Origin of the sequence: Acinetobacter sp. Marseille-Q1618 (genome assembly GCF_902809855.1) — a bacterium.
Taxonomy (GTDB): Bacteria; Pseudomonadota; Gammaproteobacteria; order Pseudomonadales; family Moraxellaceae; genus Acinetobacter.
In genome coordinates this window covers 242,231-260,779 of record NZ_CADDWJ010000003.1, presented here as the reverse complement: position 1 = coordinate 260,779, position 18,549 = coordinate 242,231, and the positions used below count along the sequence as shown (strand labels likewise).

Sequence of the window (18,549 nt, the reverse complement as noted above, 5' to 3'; positions counted from 1 at the left end):
TTTATAAGAACAATGTCTATAAAATTACTGATGTAAAGTTGCATCAGGCGCAATGATTTGCTTGCCATCTCTTAGTGCTTGTAAAGCATCAGCATTAAAATCAATCAATAAGCTGTTTTGTTCAGCATCAATTTTATATTGGCTGATAATTTTTTGATCACCGTTGATGGTATCGACAGTATATTCATCTGCAATATTTAAGATGCCATCTAAATTGGTCGTGGTTGAAGCCAAATCTTGACGGAACAATTCATAAATATCACGCAAGTCAAAAATCGCATTATTCGCATCAGGATGCTTTTTGATATACCCCTCAACATGACGTATTAATAATTGAGCAAATAAAAAATAGTTTGGTTTATGTGCAAAGTTCATGCTCATCGGTTGTACTCCTTATTATTAATGACTAGCATACACAGAATAACTCAATGAATTGTATAAACTTTATTAATGGTTGTTAAAAATTTGAAAAATGAAAAAATAAAGCTTTAAATTTTTTAACTATTTTTTAGAAAAATTTGATTTGCTTAAATCGAAGGTAGGTGAGAAGTAGGAAATAAAATTGTATTGAGGATGCTGTTCAGTGTTTGAATAATTCATGTGTTTGTATTGATGATAATAATGCTTATTATTTTTAATTAAATCTTTTAAATTTTTACAGCTTTATCGCATTAAGATATTTTTATTATTTTTTACGAAATAATAAATTCTCTTGCTTTGAACAATGTAACAAAATATTTTCAATGGGGTTTTTAAAAGAAATTCTCCAAAAATGATCTAGATAATCTCGAAACACTTGCTAAAAGATATCGCCAAAAAATGGTAAATAAAGTATTAAGTAAATGATTTAAATTAAAAAAATGGGAATTATAGGTGTTTTCTTGAAAAAACTTATCAAAATATTGTTTTTTATTTGAGAATACGATTGATCTAGCAGATATCGGTGCGAAATGTGTGTCAATACGCTAAAAGATTAAAAAATCATCCGAAAGACTTATAGCTATAAACTAGCAACAGATGATACCAATCGGGTACAATTGTTCAGATTTATTTTGTGTTTGGTGTATTTTTAGGCCAATACATACATTCTTTGTTAATAATAGGCCTGCCAGGAGTTATCCCCGCATGAGTGCCATTACTCCATACGATTGGGCAATTATTGCCTTCGTGATCGGCGTTACATTTCTATGTGTCTTTATGCTCACAGTCCCTTTACTCCTTGGGGGTAAAGCTTGGGGTCGTGCTAAGCAAGAGCAATTTGAATCTGGTGTGGTAGGTGCTGGTGGTGCACGTATCCGCTTATCTGCAAAATTCTATTTAGTTGCAATCTTCTTTGTCGTCTTCGACTTAGAGGCGCTTTATCTCTATGCATGGGCAAACTCTGTTCGTGAAGTAGGTTGGATAGGCTTTGCTGCTGCTGCTGTGTTTATTTTAGTTTTACTTGTTGGTTTGATTTATGAATTATCGACTGGTGCGTTAAATTGGTCACCTTCTGATAAACGTAAAGCAGCAGGAATTAAAGCTAAAGTAGGTTCACCAAATATGGATCTTGCAGAAATCACTCGCTTCAATTCTATTGAAGAGTTGGTTACTGACCCTACTGGTACGATTCCAGCTCAATCATCTGGTCGTGTGAAATCAAAAACACCGACTATGTCACTGAACAAGGAGTAAGTCGGGCATGAAATATACTTTAACCCGTGCGAATCCAGAAGCTGATCAATATCCACTTCAAGAGCGTCAGATCGTTACTGATCCGCTTTCAGAAGAAGTGAATAAAAATGTTTTCATGACTCGTTTAGAGGACGTGTTACATACAGCTGTCAACTGGGGCCGTAAAAACTCATTATGGCCTTTTAACTTTGGTACTTCTTGCTGTTACGTGGAATATGCAACGACCTTAACAGGTGTGCATGATTTATCACGTTTTGGTGCCGAGGTTATTCGTGCTTCTCCACGTCAGGCTGACTTAATGATTGTTGCAGGGACATGCTTTGTAAAAATGGCGCCTGTCATTCAACGTTTGTATGAACAAATGTTAGAGCCGAAATGGGTCATCTCAATGGGGGCTTGTGCAAACTCTGGTGGTATGTATGACATCTATTCAGTCGTACAAGGCGTGGATAAAATCATTCCTGTAGATGTGTATGTTCCAGGTTGCCCACCTCGTCCTGAAGCTTTAATTCAGGCATTGATGTTATTGCAAGACCAAATTCAGTTAGAGCGTCGTCCGCTTTCTGCGGTAATCGGTGATGATCTTCAGCCAGTATATAAGCCAAAGATGATGCCTGAACGTGATCGTAAGAATGCTGAACGTATTGCAGTGAAAAACTTACGCTCTATGGATGAAATTGAGTAATTTTTTCTGATGAATGTTTGACGTAGCTGAAGGCTATGATCATCGGAAAATTTGACAGAATTTGTATTAAATAGGAAGCCAAGCCAATGGCTGAAACTGAAATTGCTATGCCAGAGTCAACCCCTGTTGATTCACGCCCAGCATTTGCGATTGTAGAAGATCTCAAAACCAAATTTGGTGAGAACTTTTACGTGCAACCAACGTTTGAAGATTTTCCAACGGTCTGGGTTGAGCGCGCACGTGTACAAGAAGTTTTAATGTACTTGCGTACAGTATCACGTCCTTACGTGATGCTATTTGACTTGTCAGCGGTAGATGAACGCATGCGTACACACCGTGATGGACTCCCTGCATCTGACTTTACTGTGTTCTATCATTTGTTATCGCTTGAGCGTAATAGTGATATTCGTATTAAAGTTGCGTTGAGTGATAGTGATTTAAATATCCCAACAGCAACCAACATTTGGCCAAATGCCAATTGGTACGAACGTGAAGCTTACGATATGTTTGGCATTAACTTCGAAGGGCATCCAATGCTTCGTCGTATTTTGTTGCCAACGTATTGGGAAGGTCACCCACTTCGTAAAGAATATTCTGCACGTGCAACTGAGTACACACCGTATATGCAGGACAAAGCCAAACAAGACTTTGAACAAGAACATTTACGTTTTGTTCCTGAAGATTGGGGCTTAAAGCGTGGGAACAAAGACGAAGACTTTATGTTCTTGAACTTGGGTCCGAACCATCCTTCTGCGCATGGTGCATTCCGTGTGGTATTACAGTTAGATGGTGAAGAAGTTAAGGACTGCGTACCTGATATCGGTTATCACCATCGTGGTGTAGAAAAAATGGCTGAACGTCAGACTTGGCATTCATTCATTCCTTATACTGACCGTGTCGACTACTTGGGTGGTTGTGCGCAAAATATGCCTTATGTGATGGGTGTGGAGCAAATGGCAGGAATCACTGTTCCTGATCGTGCGCAATGTATTCGTGTTATGTTGTCTGAATTGTTCCGTATCAATAACCACTTGTTATACATCGGTACTGCGATTCAGGATGCGGGTGGTATGACGCCAGTATTCTATATGTTTGCGGATCGTCAAAAAATCTATGATGCGATTGAAGCGATCACAGGTTTCCGTATGCATCCAGCATGGTTCCGTATCGGTGGTACGGCACACGATCTTCCAAATAACTGGCAAAAGCTCATTCGTGAAATTTTGGATTGGTTACCAAAACGTTTGAAGGAATATCACAAAGCAGCGCTGAAAAACTCAGTGTTTGTTGGTCGTACCCGTAATGTTGCGCAATACGATGCAAAATCTGCATTGGCTTGGGGTGTAACAGGGACTGGCTTACGTGCGACAGGTATTGACTTTGATGTGCGTAAATATCGTCCATATAGTGGCTACGAAAACTACGATTTCGAAGTGCCATTAGAATATGAAGGCGATGCGTATGCACGTGTGATCGTGCATTATCGTGAAATCGAAGAGTCATTAAAAATTGTCAAACAGTGCTTGGATAATATGCCTTCTGGTCCTTATAAAGCGGATCATCCTTTGGCAGTTCCACCACCAAAAGACAAGACTTTACACGATATTGAAACTTTGATTACGCATTTCTTGAGCGTGTCATGGGGGCCTGTAATGCCAGCAGGTGAAGCGTCTGTGATGGCAGAAGTGGTAAAAGGTGCATCGAATTATTATCTGACTTCAGATAAGTCAACGATGAGCTATCGTACTCGTATTCGTACACCAACTTTCACGCATTTACAGCAAATTCCTTCTGTGATTAACGGCAGTCTTGTATCTGACTTGATCATTTATTTAGCGACGATTGACGTTGTTATGGCTGACGTGGATCGCTAAGGGGTACGCATTATGATGATTTTGACTGATAAAAAACCACGTGTGAATGTTGAAGGGATTTTAACTGCGGAAGAAATCCATGAAATTGAACATCACATTGGTCACTATCCGTACCCACGTGCAGCATCTTTGGATGCTTTGAAGTGTGTACAGCGCCGTAATGGTTGGGTAGATGATGCACAATTGAATGCGATTGCACAGTTGTTGACCATTAGTGTTGCGGATTTGGAAGGTGTTGCAACGTTCTATAACCGTATTTACCGTCAACCTGTGGGTCGTCACGTGATTTTATTGTGTGATTCGATTGCATGTTTCTTGATGGGGGCGGAAACTTTGGCAGAAGCATTCCAACGTGAATTAGGCATTCAATATGGCCAAACAACTGCTGATGGTCGTTTTACTTTATTGCCAATTTGCTGTTTAGGAAATTGTGACAAAGGTCCAACTTTGATGATTGATGAAGATACTCATGGTTTGGTTGAAGTAACTTCTGTGAAACAATTATTGGAGAAGTATGTATGAATACTGAACCAAAACCAATTTATGGCGACGGTAATCCAGAAACTCATCCATTGACTTGGCGTTTAAGCAAGCAAGAGTTTGTGCGTAGTGCAGATGATTATGAAGCACTCGAAGGTTATGCAGGCTTCAAAAAAGCATTGGGTATGAAACCAGCAGAAGTGCTTGAAGTGATTAAAGCTGCAACCGTAAAAGGTCGTGGTGGTGCAGGCTTCCCAGCAGGGATTAAATGGTCATTGATGGCGCCAAATGATGGTGGCCCTCGTTACCTGATCTGTAATGCCGATGAAATGGAGCCAGGTACATTCAAAGACCGCTTGTTGATGGAAAAACTTCCACATCAATTGCTCGAAGGCATGTTGATTGCTGGCTATACCTTAGAGGCAACTCAAGGTTATATCTTCATTCGTGGGGAGTACGTTGAAGCTGCCCAATACTTAAATGAAGCTTTGGAGCAAATTCGTGCCAAAGGTTATTTGGGCGACAACATCTTAGGTACAGGTTGGAACTTTGAGTTACACGTACATACGGGTGCAGGGCGTTATATTTGTGGTGAAGAAACTGCATTAATTAACTCACTCGAAGGTCGTCGTGCCAATCCTCGTACCAAACCACCATTCCCGCAGGTTGCAGGTGCTTGGGGTCGTCCTACGATTGTCAATAACGTAGAGACGTACAATAACTTACCAGCAATTATGCTGCGTGGCCCTGAGTGGTATATCGCTTTATCTGCAGACAAATCCAAAGACCCAGGCACCAAGATTTATGGTGCATCAGGTAAGGTGAAATTCCCGGGTTTATGGGAATTACCATTTGGTACAACTGCGCGTGAAGTGATTGAAGAATATGCAGGCGGTATGCGTGATGGCTTGAAGCTCAAAGCATGGTTGCCGGGTGGTGCATCGACTGACTTTTTGGCTGCAGAGCATATTGATTTGCCAATGGATGCAGAAAGCATCATGAAAGCAGGTTCACGTTTGGGTACGTGTTTGCTCATGGTGGTGGATGAAACCCAATGTATGGTTTCTGCAACCCGTAACCTAGAAGAATTCTTTGCACGTGAATCATGTGGTTTCTGTACCCCTTGTCGTGATGGCTTGCCGTGGGCTGTGAAAGTGCTAAAAGCACTAGAAAATGGTGAAGGTAAGAAAGAAGACATCGATCATTTACAAGAGCTGACACGTAAGCTCTGGATTGGTAAAACTTTCTGTGCCCATGCACCAGGTGCAATGGAGCCACTCATGGGTGCACTCAAATATTTCCGTGGTGAGTTTGAAGCGAAAGTCGTCAATGCGGCAGCTCAAACTAGCAACGTAGAACAAGCTTAAGGAATTCGACTATGGCTACAATTCATGTCGATGGCAAATCGTACGAAGTCAATGGCTCAGAGAACTTGCTCCAAGCATGTTTATCTTTGGGAATTGATATTCCGTACTTTTGTTGGCATCCGTCCTTAGGTTCTGTCGGTTCGTGCCGTCAATGTGCCGTGACTCAATACGCAAATCCAGAAGATACGCGTGGTCGTTTGGTCATGTCATGTATGACACCTGCTGCTGACAATACCTATATTTCGATTGAAGACAAAGAAGCAAAAGATTTCCGTGAGTCGATTGTGGAATTCTTAATGACCAACCATCCACACGACTGTCCTGTCTGTGAAGAAGGTGGTCACTGTCATTTGCAAGATATGACCGTAATGACAGGTCACGATCGTCGTCGTTATCGTTTTACAAAACGTACGCATTATAACCAAGAGCTAGGTTCTTTCATTGCACATGAAATGAACCGTTGTATCGCATGTTACCGTTGTGTTCGTTATTACAATGACTATGCGGGCGGTACAGATTTTGGTGTATATGCCAATGCGTCACGTGTTTACTTTGGTCGTCCAGAATCAGGTACATTAGAGTCGGAATTCTCTGGTAACTTGACTGAAGTTTGCCCAACGGGTGTATTTACCGATAAAACTCATTCTGTACGTTATAACCGTAAATGGGACATGCAGTATGCGCCAAGCGTATGCCAAGGCTGCTCTTCAGGTTGTAATATTTCACCGGGTGAACGTTATGGTGAGTTGCGTCGTGTAGAAAACCGTTTTAATGGTGAAGTTAACCAATACTTCCTTTGTGATAAAGGTCGTTTTGGTGCAGGTTATGTGAACCGTGAAGATCGTCCACGTCAACCACAATTCCGTAAAGATGCTGATGTTCAAACTGTTTCAGTGGACACAGCATTGGATACTGTTATTGCAAATGTTCAGGGCAAAAAAGTCTTGGGTATTGGTTCGCCACGTGCATCACTCGAATCGAACTTTGCACTTCGTGAATTAGTGGGACAAGATAACTATTCAACTGGGATGTCTCAAAAAGAGCAAAGCTTGGTTGAGCTTGCAGCCTCTATCATGCAAACCGAGGGTGTTTATAATCCTGGTATGCGTGAAATCGAAAGTTATGATGCGGTGTTGATCTTAGGTGAAGACCTGACCCAAACTGCACCACGTATGGCATTGTCAGTTCGTCAAGCGGCAAAAAACAAAGCCAAAGAAATGGCAGCAGAGCGTCGTACCCAAGAGTGGTTGGCTGAACCAGTTAAACGTATTGGTCAAGATGCAAAATCTCCAATTTACATTTTAGCTGCAACGCAAACACGTCTTGCTGATGTGGCAACAGGTGAAGTGGTTGCTTCTCCAAATGACATTGCGCGTTTAGGTTTTGCGATTGCTGCTGCTGTAAAAGGTGAAAGCATTTCAGGTTTAGATGATGATGCGAAAGCATTTGCACAAACCATTGCAGATACCTTAAAAGCTGCGAAAAAACCATTAATCATTTCTGGTACAAGTTTACAAGATGCTGCGATCATGGAAGCTGCTGCACAAGTTGCACAGAACCTTGGTTCAAATGCAGGTTTAACCTTGACTGTGCCGGAAGTGAACTCAATGGGCTTGGCGTTGTTTGGTGGTTTAAGCTTAGAACAAGCATTTGCACAAGATTATGAATCCATCATTATTGTTGAAAATGATTTGTTCCGTCGTTTACCTGCGACACAAGTACAAGCAGCATTGGCTAAAGCACAAAATGTGATTGTATTGGATCATTCAGAAACTGCTACAGTGAAAGCGGCTGATGTAGTTCTTTCTGCTGCGAGTTTTGCTGAGGGTGATGGTACGGTTGTTTCACAAGAAGGTCGTGCACAACGTTTCTATCAAATCTATGACCCAAGTTACTATAAACCAGAACTTGCGATCAAAGAATCTTGGCGTTGGTTACATGCCATTGAAACTGGTGTGAAAGGTAAAGCGATTTCTTGGACATTGTTAGATGACGTAATTGAAAGCGTTGTAAATAATGTTCCTGCTTTAGAAGCGATCCAAGATGTTGCACCTGATGCAGGCTACCGTGTACATGGTCTAAAAATTGCACGTGAACCACGTCGTTACTCAGGTCGTACTGCAATGCGTGCACCTTTGAATGTGCATGAGCCAAAACAACCTGTCGATGTAGACTCTGCATTAACATTCTCTATGGAAGGTTATGTGGGTCCACAAAAAGCAGCATCTTTGGTTCCATTTGCATGGGCACCAGGTTGGAACTCTCCACAATCTTGGAACAAATACCAAGATGAAGTGGGCGGTCACTTAAAAGGTGGTGATGCAGGCGTACGTTTGTTTGATCGTTTACCTAAACGTCCTACACGTAGTTATGTGGCACCAACAGCACTCGTTGCAAATCCTGATAGCTTCCGTTTAGTCCCGATGCATCATATTTTTGCGTCTGGTGAGTTCACTGTGAAAACACCTGCAATGGAGTCACGTATTCCTGAAGCAATGTTTGCAGTCGGTGAGCAAGATGCAGCACGTTTGAATGTTCAGGACGGTCAGAAAATCACTGTGAAAGCAGGCGAAACAACGATCAGCCTTCCAGTTCAAGTGATTGAGTATTTACCTACAGGTTATATTGGGTATCCAGTTGGACAAGCACCAACCGTTTCTCTTGCTGAACCTGTATCTGTGGCGGTAGGAGTGTAATTCATGAACGAAACTTTACGCGCCCTCCCGACATGGGCTCAAGATTGGCCAATTGCCTACAGCGTGATACAAGCGATTGTGATCATGCTGGTTGTGGTTTTGTTTGCTGCGCTAATGTCATTTATCGAACGTCGTTTACTGGGTTTATGGCAAGACCGTTATGGTCCAAACCGTGTTGGTCCTGGCGGGATGTTCCAAATCGTTGCCGACATGCTGAAAATCATGTTCAAAGAAGACTGGACACCAAAATTTGTAGATAAACTGACTTTCCGTTTAGCACCAGCAGTTGCAATGGCAACTGCAGTACTATCATTCATGGTTATTCCGATTTCACCTTATTTAGGTGTAGCGGACATGAGCATCAGCTTATTGTTCTTTATGGCAATGGCGGGGATTGCAGTTTATGCCGTGTTATTTGGTGGTTGGTCTTCAAATAACAAATATGCATTACTCGGTGGTTTACGTTCTGCAGCTCAAACGATCTCTTATGAAGTATTCTTAGGGATTTCGCTCATGGGTGTGGTCGCGATTGCAGGTTCTTTTAACTTGCGTGACATCGTAGAAGCACAACGTGATGTTTGGTTTATTATTCCACAATTCCTTGGCTTTTTGATCTTTGTGGTTGCTGGTGTTGCTGTAACGCATCGTCATCCATTTGACCAACCTGAAGCTGAACAAGAATTGGCTGAAGGTTACCATGTCGAGTATGGTGGTATGAAATGGGGGATGTTCTTCGTTGCTGAATACGTCAACATTATCTTAATTTCAGCATTGATCGTGACATTATTCTTTGGTGGTTGGTTAGCACCGTTTAATTTAGATATTCCATTCATTCCAGATGCATTCTGGTTCATCATCAAAACAGTATTCTTTGTAATGATGTTTGTCTTGGCGCGTGGTTCGTTAATGCGTCCTCGTTATGACCAAGTGATGAATTTTGGTTGGAAAGTGTGTTTACCACTCGCATTGGTTAACCTTTTGGTGACTGGTGCTGTGATTCTGATGAATCAAGCCTAGGACAGCAGGGAGTACAAAATGTATAAAATTCTAGCTGGCGTAGGAACAATTGTTCGCTCACTGTGGATGGTGTTTACACACGCTGTTCGTCCTCGTGATACGATTTTATATCCTGAAGTTCCAGCCGAACAAATCGTACCACCACGCTACCGTGGTCGTATCGTATTAACACGTGACCCAGATGGCGAAGAGCGTTGTGTTGCGTGTAACTTATGTGCTGTTGCATGTCCTGTAGGTTGTATTTCATTACAGAAAGCTGAAAAAGAAGATGGACGTTGGTATCCAGAATTTTTCCGTATTAACTTCTCACGTTGTATTTTCTGTGGGATGTGTGAGGAAGCTTGCCCAACGACTGCGATTCAGTTAACTCCAGACTTTGAACTTGGTGAATATGTGCGCCAAGACCTTGTCTATGAAAAAGAAAACTTACTGATTTCTGGTCCAGGTAAATACCCTGATTACAACTTCTATCGTGTAACGGGTATGGCAATTGACGGTAAAGAAAAAGGTCAAGCGCAACGTGAAAGCGCACCTGTTGACGTACGGAGCTTACTACCATGATGTGGCCATTTTATTTAATGGCTCTCGTGGCCATTGTTTCTACCATTCGCGTTGTGACCAATGCGAATCCTGTACATGCGTTATTAAGCTTAATCGTGTCATTGCTTGCAGTTGCAGGGATTTTCTTAACCATTGGCGCACCATTTGCAGCAGCATTAGAAGTGATTGTCTATGCAGGCGCAATTATGGTGTTGTTCGTCTTCGTAGTGATGATGCTCAATCTTGGTCAACATACCGTTGATCAAGAACGCAAATGGTTAACTTCTGATGCTTGGGCGTATCCAGCATTGATGAGTTTCTTGATGGGTTTATGTTTAGTTTGGATGTTAGGTTCTGACTATACCCAAACACAACATGTTTTAGGTACTCAAATGGTGGGACCTAAAGCTGTCGGTCAAGCACTCTTTACACACTACTTATTATTGGTTGAAGTAGCCGCAATGTTATTGCTTGCAGCATTGGTTGCAGCGTTCCACTTAGGCAAACGTGAACCAAGTGCAGAAGAGGATACAGAATAATGGGCAATATCCCTTTAGAGCATGGTCTAATCGTTGCATCTATCCTTTTTGCACTTGGCTTTTACGGTGTAATGGTACGACGCAACCTTTTATTTATGTTGATGAGCCTTGAAATCATGATGAATGCTGCTGCGTTGGCATTCGTTGTTGCAGGAAGTGCTTGGGTACAACCTGATGGTCAAATTATGTTTATCTTAATTTTGACCCTTGCTGCAGCAGAGGCGTGTATCGGTCTTGCGATCGTCCTTCAGTTCTATCATCGCTTCCATCACTTGGATGTAGATGCTGCTAGTGAGATGCGCGGATGAGCTATTTATATTTAACAATTTTATTTCCGCTGATTGGTTTTATCCTTTTAGCGGCAGGGCGCAATAAACTTCCTGAAAATGTTGCGGCAATCATTGGTGCGGGTTCTGTAGGTCTGTCTGCATTATTTGCCTGGATTGCTGGTATGGACTTTGTCAACAATGGTTCTGTTGCACAAACACAGAATTTGTGGACTTGGTTTAATGTCGGTGGTTTTGCACCAGGGGTTAGCTTACATTTAGATGGCTTATCATTGTTAATGATGGGCATGATCACAGGTGTAGGTTTTCTGATTCACATTTTCGCAACATGGTATATGCGTGGTGAAGAGGACTTTGCACGTTTCTTCTCTTATTTCAACCTATTCGTTGCAAGCATGCTTGTACTTGTGTTGGGTGACAACTTAGCGTTGTTATTCTTAGGTTGGGAAGGTGTAGGTCTGTGTTCTTACCTGTTAATTGGTTACTACTACCAAAACCCTTCAAATGGTATGGCTGCGATTAAAGCATTTACCGTAACACGTGTGGGTGATGTTTTCTTACTCATCGCGTTGTTCTTGCTTTATCAACAATTTGGTACTTTACATATCGGTACCATCGTTGCAAATGCATCACAAGTTTTAGCGCTTGATCATAACCTTGCACTTTGGACATCATTGATGTTGTTCTTGGGTGCTGCGGGTAAATCTGCACAAATCCCATTACAAACATGGTTGGCAGATGCGATGGCTGGTCCTACACCAGTATCTGCATTGATCCATGCTGCAACAATGGTAACAGCAGGTGTTTATCTGTGCTGTCGTATGTTCAGTGTGTTTGAAATGACACCTGAAATCATGCAGTTCATTGCAATTACAGGTGCGGTTACGTTATTGGTTGCTGGTTTTGCAGCATTGGTTCAAACCGACATCAAACGTATTTTGGCTTACTCAACCATGAGTCAGCTCGGTTATATGTTTATGGCGGTGGGTGCAGAAGCATACCAAGCAGGTTTATTCCATATGCTTGCTCACGCATTCTTCAAGGCATTATTATTCTTGTCTTCTGGTGCGGTGATCTTGGCTTATCATCACGAACAAAACATCTTCAAAATGGGTGGTTTGTACAAACATAACAAGTTCCTGTTTGCATGTTTTGCCATCGGTGGTGGTGCGCTTGCAGCGATTCCATTTGTAACCATCGGCTTCTTCTCAAAAGATGCGATCTTGGGTGCGGTTTGGGTACAAAGTCAAGCCAATGCAGCATTTGGCTGGTTATATTGGGTCGGTGTCGCAGGGGCATTCTTAACCTCAATTTATACATTCCGTTTAATCTGGGTTGTATTCTTTGGCAAAGAAAATACGCCTTATCATGAAATCAAAGGTGCAACATACTGGTTACCTTTAGGTATCCTTGCGGTACTTTCTACAGGTGTGGCTTATGTCTTAAAAGCACCAGTAGAAAAAGCATTAACTGCAGCGCAAATTCCTGTATTTAATATTCCAACTGAGGAATTAATGCATGGTATGCATTCTGCTGAATATACAGCAGTGGGTATTGCACTGGCTGGTTTAGTGGTGGGTGTTGTCTTGTTTGCATTTGCATACAATGCGGTAAAAGGTTTTGCAGCAACTTCATTCGGTGCAGGCTTAGCCAATATTTGCCGTAATGCATTTGGTTTCGATTCATTATATAACCTTGTATTTGTTCAACCTTATTTACTGATTGCAAAAATTCTTGGTCGTGATCCAATTGATGGTTTATGGCTAGTTTTACCTGCAATTGTGAAAGGTGGTAATAAATTTACAAGTGCCCGTCAAACAGGTTCATTACGTGAATATGCATCAAGTATGTCACTCGGTGTAGTGGTATTGCTGATGATCTTGATCGTGATTCAGGTAGTGGGGAAATAAGATGGAAATCACAAACAATTGGATTTTACCCGCATTAATTCTTGTACCTTTTATTGCAGGTTTTCTTTGCTGGGTAGTCGATAAGCTCGATGACCATTTACCTCGTTACATCGCATTGATTGGTATGCTCATTACTTTGGGCTTAACAGGTGTGCTTTGGAGCCAAGGTGGTTTTACATATGAGTTGGGACAACAAGTCCCATCTTGGGCAGCACAATTTCAGGTTGAGTGGATTAAGTCTTTAGGGATTAATATTCATTTGGCTGTTGATGGTCTTTCATTATTAATGGTTGGCTTAACTGCATTGCTAGGTGTACTTGCAGTAGGTTGTTCATTTGGGGAAATTCAAAAGAACGTTGGTTTCTTCCACTTAAACCTTTTATGGTCTTTGGGTGGGGTCATCGGTGTTTTCCTCGCAATTGATTTGTTCTTGTTCTTCTTCTTCTGGGAGATGATGCTTGTTCCAATCTACTTCTTGATCGCACTTTGGGGTCATACTGGGGCAGAAGGTAAATCACGTGTATATGCAGCGACGAAGTTCTTTATTTATACACAGGTTGCAGGTTTGATCATGCTTGTGGGTATTCTAGGTCTTGTGATCTATGGATACATGATGTCAGGTACGATTGGCTTTGATTATTACTACTTGATGGCTGTTGCACGTACTTTAGATGCTCAAGCACCGCATATCGCTTATGCATTGATGATCTGTATGTTCATCGGTTTTGCAGTAAAACTTCCTGTTTTTCCATTACATGGTTGGTTACCAGATGCGCATGCGCAAGCACCTACAGCAGGTTCTGTAGACTTGGCAGGTATCTTGATTAAAACTGCGGCTTACGGTTTATTACGTTTCGTAATTCCGTTCTTTCCAGCAGCATCTGCACAATTTGCAGATATTGCGATCATCTTTGGTTTAATTGGTATCTTCTACGGTGCTTGGTGTGCATTCCAACAAACAGATATGAAACGCTTATTGGCGTATACATCTATTTCGCACATGGGCTTCGTGTTACTTGCGCTTTATGCAGGTAATATTTTGACCTTCCAAGGTCTGATGATCATGATGTTGGCACATGGTTTATCTTCTGCTGCATTGTTCATTATGTGTGGTCAAGTGTATGAGCGTTTACATACACGTGATTTACGTTTAATGGGGGGGATTCGTGGTCAGTTCCAATATTTACCATTCTTCTTAATGTTCTTTATTGCAGCATTAGTCGGTATTCCTGGTTTAGGTAACTTTATTGGTGAGTTCCTGATCTTGATGGGTGCGTTTGGTAAATTTCCAACATTCACGATTATTGCTGCGATCAGTTTAGTGTTTGCGGGTCTGTATGGTCTTATCTTGATTCACAAAGCTTTATTTGGAACACCAAACGAAGCGCAGAAACAACATTATGCAACACCATTTAAAGACTTGACTGCACGTGAAATTGTTCTTTTGCTGGTCTGTGCGATTGGTTTGGTATGGCTGGGTATGTATCCACAGACATTCTTAGATGTTTCAAACTCAAGTATGCAGTGGATTGCAAATAGCTATATTCCTGTTCAAGAAATCGTTGAATCAACTCAACAGGTTGTTTCTCAAGCAAATGTGGAGATCCAATAATCATGAACTTCACAATGTCATTTTCGGATCTCATGCCTTTGGCACCTGTCATGATTGTAGCTTTGACTGCAGTCGTGGTGATGATCTTAACTGCAATCAAACGTAATCATAATTTGATTGCAACCGCTTCAGTGGTGGGTTTAAACCTTGCAGCGCTTGATGTATTGATCATGATGTTTGGTGGTGATTTTGCACCATCAAATGTGATGGGCATGTTTATGGTTGATCCATTTACATTGTTCTATCAATTGCTTGCAATTATTGCTGCTTTGGCTTGCTGTACTTTGGCGCATGCTTATATCGAAACTTATAAAGATAACCGTGAAGAGCTTTATATCTTAATGTTGATCTCTGTTGCAGGGGCAATGTTAATGGTGGCAAGTTCACACTTTGCATCGTTCTTTATTAGTTTAGAATTGATGTCAATTCCTGTGTATGGTTTGTTGGCATATACACATCAACGTGCAAAATCGTTAGAAGCTGGGATTAAGTATTTAGTTCTTTCTGCAACGGCTTCTGCAATGTTGTTGATGGGTATGGCGTATGTATATGCATATACAGGTTCATTGGCATTCTATGAAGCTGTGCCTGCTTTATTCCAAGCAATTCAACAACCAATGGTCATTTTAGGTTTAGGTCTGATTGTATTTGCAATCGGCTTTAAACTATCACTTGCACCATTTCATAAATGGACACCTGACGTTTATCAAGGTGCGCCTGCGCCAATCGCAACATTCTTGGCGACTGTGGCAAAAGTTGCAACAATCGGCTTATTGGTGCGTTACATTTTGACTTCAGGTGCAATTTTAGTACCTTCAATCGTAACGATCATTACAGTGATTGCGGTACTTTCTATTTTGGTCGGTAACTTCCTTGCAGTACGTCAAGTCAACTTAAAACGTATTTTAGGTTATTCTTCGATTGCACATTTTGGTTATTTATTGATTGCTTTGGTAAGCACAACCTATGCAAGTCTAGGCAGTGTCAGCGTTTATATTGCGACTTATACATTAACTACAATCGGTGCTTTTGGTGCGGTTGCATTAATGTCTAGCCCATATAACAATCTTGATGAAGCAGAGTCTTTGGCTGATTATCGTGGATTGTTCTGGCGTCGTCCTGTGTTGACTGCAACATTAACTGTAATGATGTTGTCACTCGCAGGTATTCCATTGACTGCAGGCTTTATCGGTAAGTTCTTGGTGGTGATGTCGGCAGTAACGGCACAACATTGGTTCTTAGCTGCAATGATTATTGTGGGTAGTGGTATTGGTTTATATTACTATTTACGTGTGATGGTTGTGATGTATATGACTCCACCTGAAAATCCTCGTATTGATGCGGTTGATCATTGGGGGCAAAAAGTCGGTGGTCTTATGGTTTTAGGTGCTGCTGCTCTTGTTTTAATTATTGGTGTCTACCCAGATCCATTAATTGACTTGGCGCTTAAATCTGAAATTCTTTCACCGATTCATATGATGTTGAGCCAACAGCAATAATCTATAAAAACGATCAGATTTAACAAAAAAAGCCCTCAAACATTGAGGGCTTTCTTATATCTTATATAAAAAACATTTATAATAATGGAAATTTACTTTTATCTTTTTAGGTGTTCTCCCGTGCCCATTCAAGAAATTCGTCATCCGCTTATTCGTCATAAATTAGGTTTATTACGTCGTGCTGATATTAGTACCAAGAATTTTCGTGAACTTGCACAAGAAGTCACAATGCTTTTGACTTATGAAGCGACCAAAGATTTACCTGTATGCGACCATGAAACTGAAGGTTGGAATGGTAAAGTTACTGTAGATCGTATTGCGGGTAAAAAAATTACGGTGGTACCTATTTTGCGTGCAGGGATCGGCATGTTAGAAGGTTTTTTAAACCTAATCCCAAGTGCTAAAGTTTCTGTATTAGGTTTAGAGCGTGATGAAGAAACTTTAGAAGCACGCACGTATTACAAAAAACTTGTACCAGATGTGCAAAACCGTATTGCGATGATTATTGATCCCATGCTTGCAACGGGCTCTTCATTAGTGGCAGCAATTGATGTACTTAAAGCAAGTGGCTGTAAAGACATTCGAGTGATGGTATTGGTTGCTGCACCTGAAGGGATTCAACGTGTAGAACAGGCACATCCAGACGTAACCATTTTCACAGCGTCAATCGATGAAGGTTTAAATGAAAATGGTTATATCGTACCGGGACTTGGAGATGCGGGTGATAAAATTTTTGGTAGTGTGCAAAAAGATTAAAATTTAGTAGTATTAAGAGGAAGCTTTCGAGCTTCCTTTTTTATTTGACATTATTATAAAAAATTAGAGAATTGACTTATGTTTTATAAGGGGATCGTGGTTCAGTATGATGCTGAGGATGAGACTGGTTGTATTGAACTGGTTAAGGATCAACGCATTATTCATTTTCAATTGTCTGATTTTCCCAATTCAGATATATCACCGCAAATAAATGAACGTATCAAATGTATCGTAACGGATGATATGAATCAGCTTATGGCAAGCTGTATTGTACGTTTAGATATCAAAAATGCAGTAGCAAATATTCAACACGAGCCTAAAAGTTATACAGAGCTATTGACTGATAATCATCAAACTCAATCTAAGCGGATGAGTCGAAAATCAGTTTTGGCGCGATTACGACTGTTAAATACAAATCAAACTCTGCATACTGCTGTAGAAGCTGTAGAAGCTGTAGAAGCTGTAGAAGCTGTAGAAGCTGTAGAAGCTGTAGAAGCTGTAGAAGCTGTAGAGGCTGTAGAAGCTGTAGAAGCTGTAGAAGCTGTAGAAGCTGTAGAAGCTGTAGAAGCTGTTGAAACTGTTGAAGCTGTAGAAGCTGTAGAAGCTGTAGAAGCTGTAGAAGCTGTAGAAGCTGTAGAAGCTGTAGAAGCTGTAGAAGCTGTAGAAGCTGTAGAAGCTGTAGAAGCTGTAGAAGCTGTAGAAGCTGTTGAAGCTGTTGAAGCTGTTGAAGCTGTTGAAGCTGTTGAAGCTGTTGAAAACTTACAAGCAGAAGAAGAAAACATATATCCTATAATTGAGTTAAACGTTGAACATTTAATAAAGAAAAATCAACAAGCTGTTGGTAAATTGGAGTTTCAGCATGATGAAGTAGTAATATTGAAAGATATACTTGTTCATCATGATGCATCAGATTTACCGAAAAAAGAGCCAATTTTAAATGATTCTTTAAGTAATGAAGATTTGATTGGTTCAAAAAATGTGAATAAAACAAAAGATCTTGAGCAAGCTAAAGAAAGAGTAACAAATATCCAAGATTCACAGCTTGATGTAGATGTTCTAGATAAAACACAAATATTTGAATTAAATAAACAGCATTTAATTCAAAATTCAAACTTACAAGAGAAAGTAACGCTAGACATAAAACATTCATCCGATAAGTCAGAACAGATTGATATTCTTGAAGAATGTAAAAATATTCAAAATCTTGTTGAAACTCCACAAGTTAATGACTTCAACGACAAAGATAATGAAGAAGAAAAACAACAAATTTTAACCACAGAGATTAAAGAAGCAGAAGCACAAATCATCAAGGAAATGTCAAGTTTTAAAGAAAACTCAATGTATCTAAACTTAAAAACACAAATTTTATATGGAAAATGGAAACCTATTAAAGAAAAAAAGGAGCGCAAAGTCTATATTAACCCTCTCTATATTATTACTGGAGTTATTTTAATCTTAGCTGCAAATGTAAGCTATTTAGCCTATGGCAAATATCAAAAATATCAACTAGAGCAAGATGCCAAGCTAAAACTTTATAAAATAGAGCAAGAAAAGAAAAATGCTGCACAAAAAAATGCTGCTTTAAGAAAATAAGCAGCATTTTAACTATAAAT

The 18,549-nt window shown here is 40.6% G+C and carries 16 protein-coding genes; 15 read left to right on the top strand and 1 reads right to left on the bottom strand.

Features of this window, described 5'->3' with window-relative positions:
- Positions 1–24: 24 nt before the first annotated feature.
- Positions 25–381 carry a hypothetical protein gene (locus HUS24_RS15120; protein ID WP_065993689.1) on the bottom strand — a complete coding sequence of 119 codons (357 nt, stop codon included), beginning with the start codon at positions 379–381 and terminating at the stop codon, positions 25–27.
- Between the two features lie 744 nt (positions 382–1,125).
- On the opposite strand from HUS24_RS15120, the gene ndhC reads away from it, so the two are divergent.
- The 15 genes from ndhC (at position 1,126) to HUS24_RS16950 (ending at position 18,529) form a co-directional block, all read left to right on the top strand.
- The gene (gene ndhC / locus HUS24_RS15115; protein ID WP_173912786.1) at positions 1,126–1,674 is read left to right on the top strand and encodes an NADH-quinone oxidoreductase subunit A; all 549 of its coding nucleotides are present in this window, start codon (positions 1,126–1,128) and stop codon (positions 1,672–1,674) included.
- Between the two features lie 7 nt (positions 1,675–1,681).
- A complete protein-coding gene (locus tag HUS24_RS15110; protein ID WP_173912785.1) occupies positions 1,682–2,359 on the top strand; it encodes an NADH-quinone oxidoreductase subunit B family protein in 678 nt (225 codons plus the stop codon).
- 86 nt (positions 2,360–2,445) lie between these two features.
- Positions 2,446–4,233: an NADH-quinone oxidoreductase subunit C/D gene (gene nuoC, locus HUS24_RS15105; protein WP_173912784.1), complete on the top strand. Its 1,788-nt coding sequence runs from the start codon at positions 2,446–2,448 to the stop codon at positions 4,231–4,233.
- Between the two features lie 12 nt (positions 4,234–4,245).
- On the top strand, positions 4,246–4,755 hold the full coding sequence (nuoE, locus tag HUS24_RS15100; RefSeq protein WP_173912783.1) for an NADH-quinone oxidoreductase subunit NuoE: 510 nt from the start codon (positions 4,246–4,248) through the stop codon (positions 4,753–4,755).
- A complete protein-coding gene (gene nuoF, locus HUS24_RS15095) occupies positions 4,752–6,080 on the top strand; it encodes an NADH-quinone oxidoreductase subunit NuoF (protein WP_173912782.1) in 1,329 nt (442 codons plus the stop codon). Before nuoE ends, nuoF begins: the two co-directional genes overlap by 4 nt.
- Positions 6,081–6,091: 11 nt before the next feature.
- Positions 6,092–8,776 carry an NADH-quinone oxidoreductase subunit NuoG gene (gene nuoG, locus HUS24_RS15090; protein ID WP_173912781.1) on the top strand — a complete coding sequence of 895 codons (2,685 nt, stop codon included), beginning with the start codon at positions 6,092–6,094 and terminating at the stop codon, positions 8,774–8,776.
- A gap of 3 nt (positions 8,777–8,779) precedes the next feature.
- Positions 8,780–9,793 (top strand): NADH-quinone oxidoreductase subunit NuoH, encoded by a 1,014-nt coding sequence (gene nuoH, locus HUS24_RS15085; RefSeq protein ID WP_173912780.1) that lies wholly within the window; start codon positions 8,780–8,782, stop codon positions 9,791–9,793.
- Between the two features lie 18 nt (positions 9,794–9,811).
- Positions 9,812–10,354 (top strand): NADH-quinone oxidoreductase subunit NuoI, encoded by a 543-nt coding sequence (gene nuoI, locus HUS24_RS15080; protein ID WP_065993681.1) that lies wholly within the window; start codon positions 9,812–9,814, stop codon positions 10,352–10,354.
- The gene (nuoJ, locus tag HUS24_RS15075; RefSeq protein ID WP_173912850.1) at positions 10,354–10,872 is read left to right on the top strand and encodes an NADH-quinone oxidoreductase subunit J; all 519 of its coding nucleotides are present in this window, start codon (positions 10,354–10,356) and stop codon (positions 10,870–10,872) included. Before nuoI ends, nuoJ begins: the two co-directional genes overlap by 1 nt.
- Entirely contained in the window at positions 10,872–11,180 is a 309-nt protein-coding gene (nuoK, locus tag HUS24_RS15070; RefSeq protein ID WP_065993679.1) for an NADH-quinone oxidoreductase subunit NuoK, read from the top strand. Before nuoJ ends, nuoK begins: the two co-directional genes overlap by 1 nt.
- Positions 11,177–13,069, top strand: a complete 1,893-nt coding sequence (nuoL, locus tag HUS24_RS15065) for an NADH-quinone oxidoreductase subunit L (RefSeq protein WP_173912779.1) — start codon at positions 11,177–11,179, stop codon at positions 13,067–13,069. The genes nuoK and nuoL overlap by 4 nt, the downstream gene beginning before the upstream one ends.
- A 7-nt stretch (positions 13,070–13,076) precedes the next feature.
- The gene (nuoM, locus tag HUS24_RS15060) at positions 13,077–14,681 is read left to right on the top strand and encodes an NADH-quinone oxidoreductase subunit M (protein ID WP_173912849.1); all 1,605 of its coding nucleotides are present in this window, start codon (positions 13,077–13,079) and stop codon (positions 14,679–14,681) included.
- Between the two features lie 2 nt (positions 14,682–14,683).
- Positions 14,684–16,180 (top strand): NADH-quinone oxidoreductase subunit NuoN, encoded by a 1,497-nt coding sequence (nuoN, locus tag HUS24_RS15055; RefSeq protein ID WP_173912778.1) that lies wholly within the window; start codon positions 14,684–14,686, stop codon positions 16,178–16,180.
- A gap of 120 nt (positions 16,181–16,300) precedes the next feature.
- Positions 16,301–16,936 carry a uracil phosphoribosyltransferase gene (gene upp / locus HUS24_RS15050; protein ID WP_173912777.1) on the top strand — a complete coding sequence of 212 codons (636 nt, stop codon included), beginning with the start codon at positions 16,301–16,303 and terminating at the stop codon, positions 16,934–16,936.
- Between the two features lie 96 nt (positions 16,937–17,032).
- A complete protein-coding gene (locus HUS24_RS16950; protein ID WP_217424363.1) occupies positions 17,033–18,529 on the top strand; it encodes a DUF4573 domain-containing protein in 1,497 nt (498 codons plus the stop codon).
- The last annotated feature ends 20 nt before the right edge of the window (positions 18,530–18,549 follow it).

What these genes read in the sequence shown, in the direction of transcription:
- nuoL (WP_173912779.1), top strand. Translation starts at nt 11,177, where the DNA reads ATGAGCTATTTATATTTAACAATTTTATTTCCGCTGATTGGTTTTATC.
- nuoF (WP_173912782.1), top strand. Translation starts at nt 4,752, where the DNA reads ATGAATACTGAACCAAAACCAATTTATGGCGACGGTAATCCAGAAACT.
- HUS24_RS15110 (WP_173912785.1), top strand. Translation starts at nt 1,682, where the DNA reads ATGAAATATACTTTAACCCGTGCGAATCCAGAAGCTGATCAATATCCA.
- nuoG (WP_173912781.1), top strand. Translation starts at nt 6,092, where the DNA reads ATGGCTACAATTCATGTCGATGGCAAATCGTACGAAGTCAATGGCTCA.
- nuoJ (WP_173912850.1), top strand. Translation starts at nt 10,354, where the DNA reads ATGTGGCCATTTTATTTAATGGCTCTCGTGGCCATTGTTTCTACCATT.
- nuoN (WP_173912778.1), top strand. Translation starts at nt 14,684, where the DNA reads ATGAACTTCACAATGTCATTTTCGGATCTCATGCCTTTGGCACCTGTC.
- nuoK (WP_065993679.1), top strand. Translation starts at nt 10,872, where the DNA reads ATGGGCAATATCCCTTTAGAGCATGGTCTAATCGTTGCATCTATCCTT.
- ndhC (WP_173912786.1), top strand. Translation starts at nt 1,126, where the DNA reads ATGAGTGCCATTACTCCATACGATTGGGCAATTATTGCCTTCGTGATC.
- nuoE (WP_173912783.1), top strand. Translation starts at nt 4,246, where the DNA reads ATGATGATTTTGACTGATAAAAAACCACGTGTGAATGTTGAAGGGATT.
- HUS24_RS15120 (WP_065993689.1), bottom strand. Translation starts at nt 381, where the DNA reads ATGAGCATGAACTTTGCACATAAACCAAACTATTTTTTATTTGCTCAA.
- nuoI (WP_065993681.1), top strand. Translation starts at nt 9,812, where the DNA reads ATGTATAAAATTCTAGCTGGCGTAGGAACAATTGTTCGCTCACTGTGG.
- nuoC (WP_173912784.1), top strand. Translation starts at nt 2,446, where the DNA reads ATGGCTGAAACTGAAATTGCTATGCCAGAGTCAACCCCTGTTGATTCA.
- nuoH (WP_173912780.1), top strand. Translation starts at nt 8,780, where the DNA reads ATGAACGAAACTTTACGCGCCCTCCCGACATGGGCTCAAGATTGGCCA.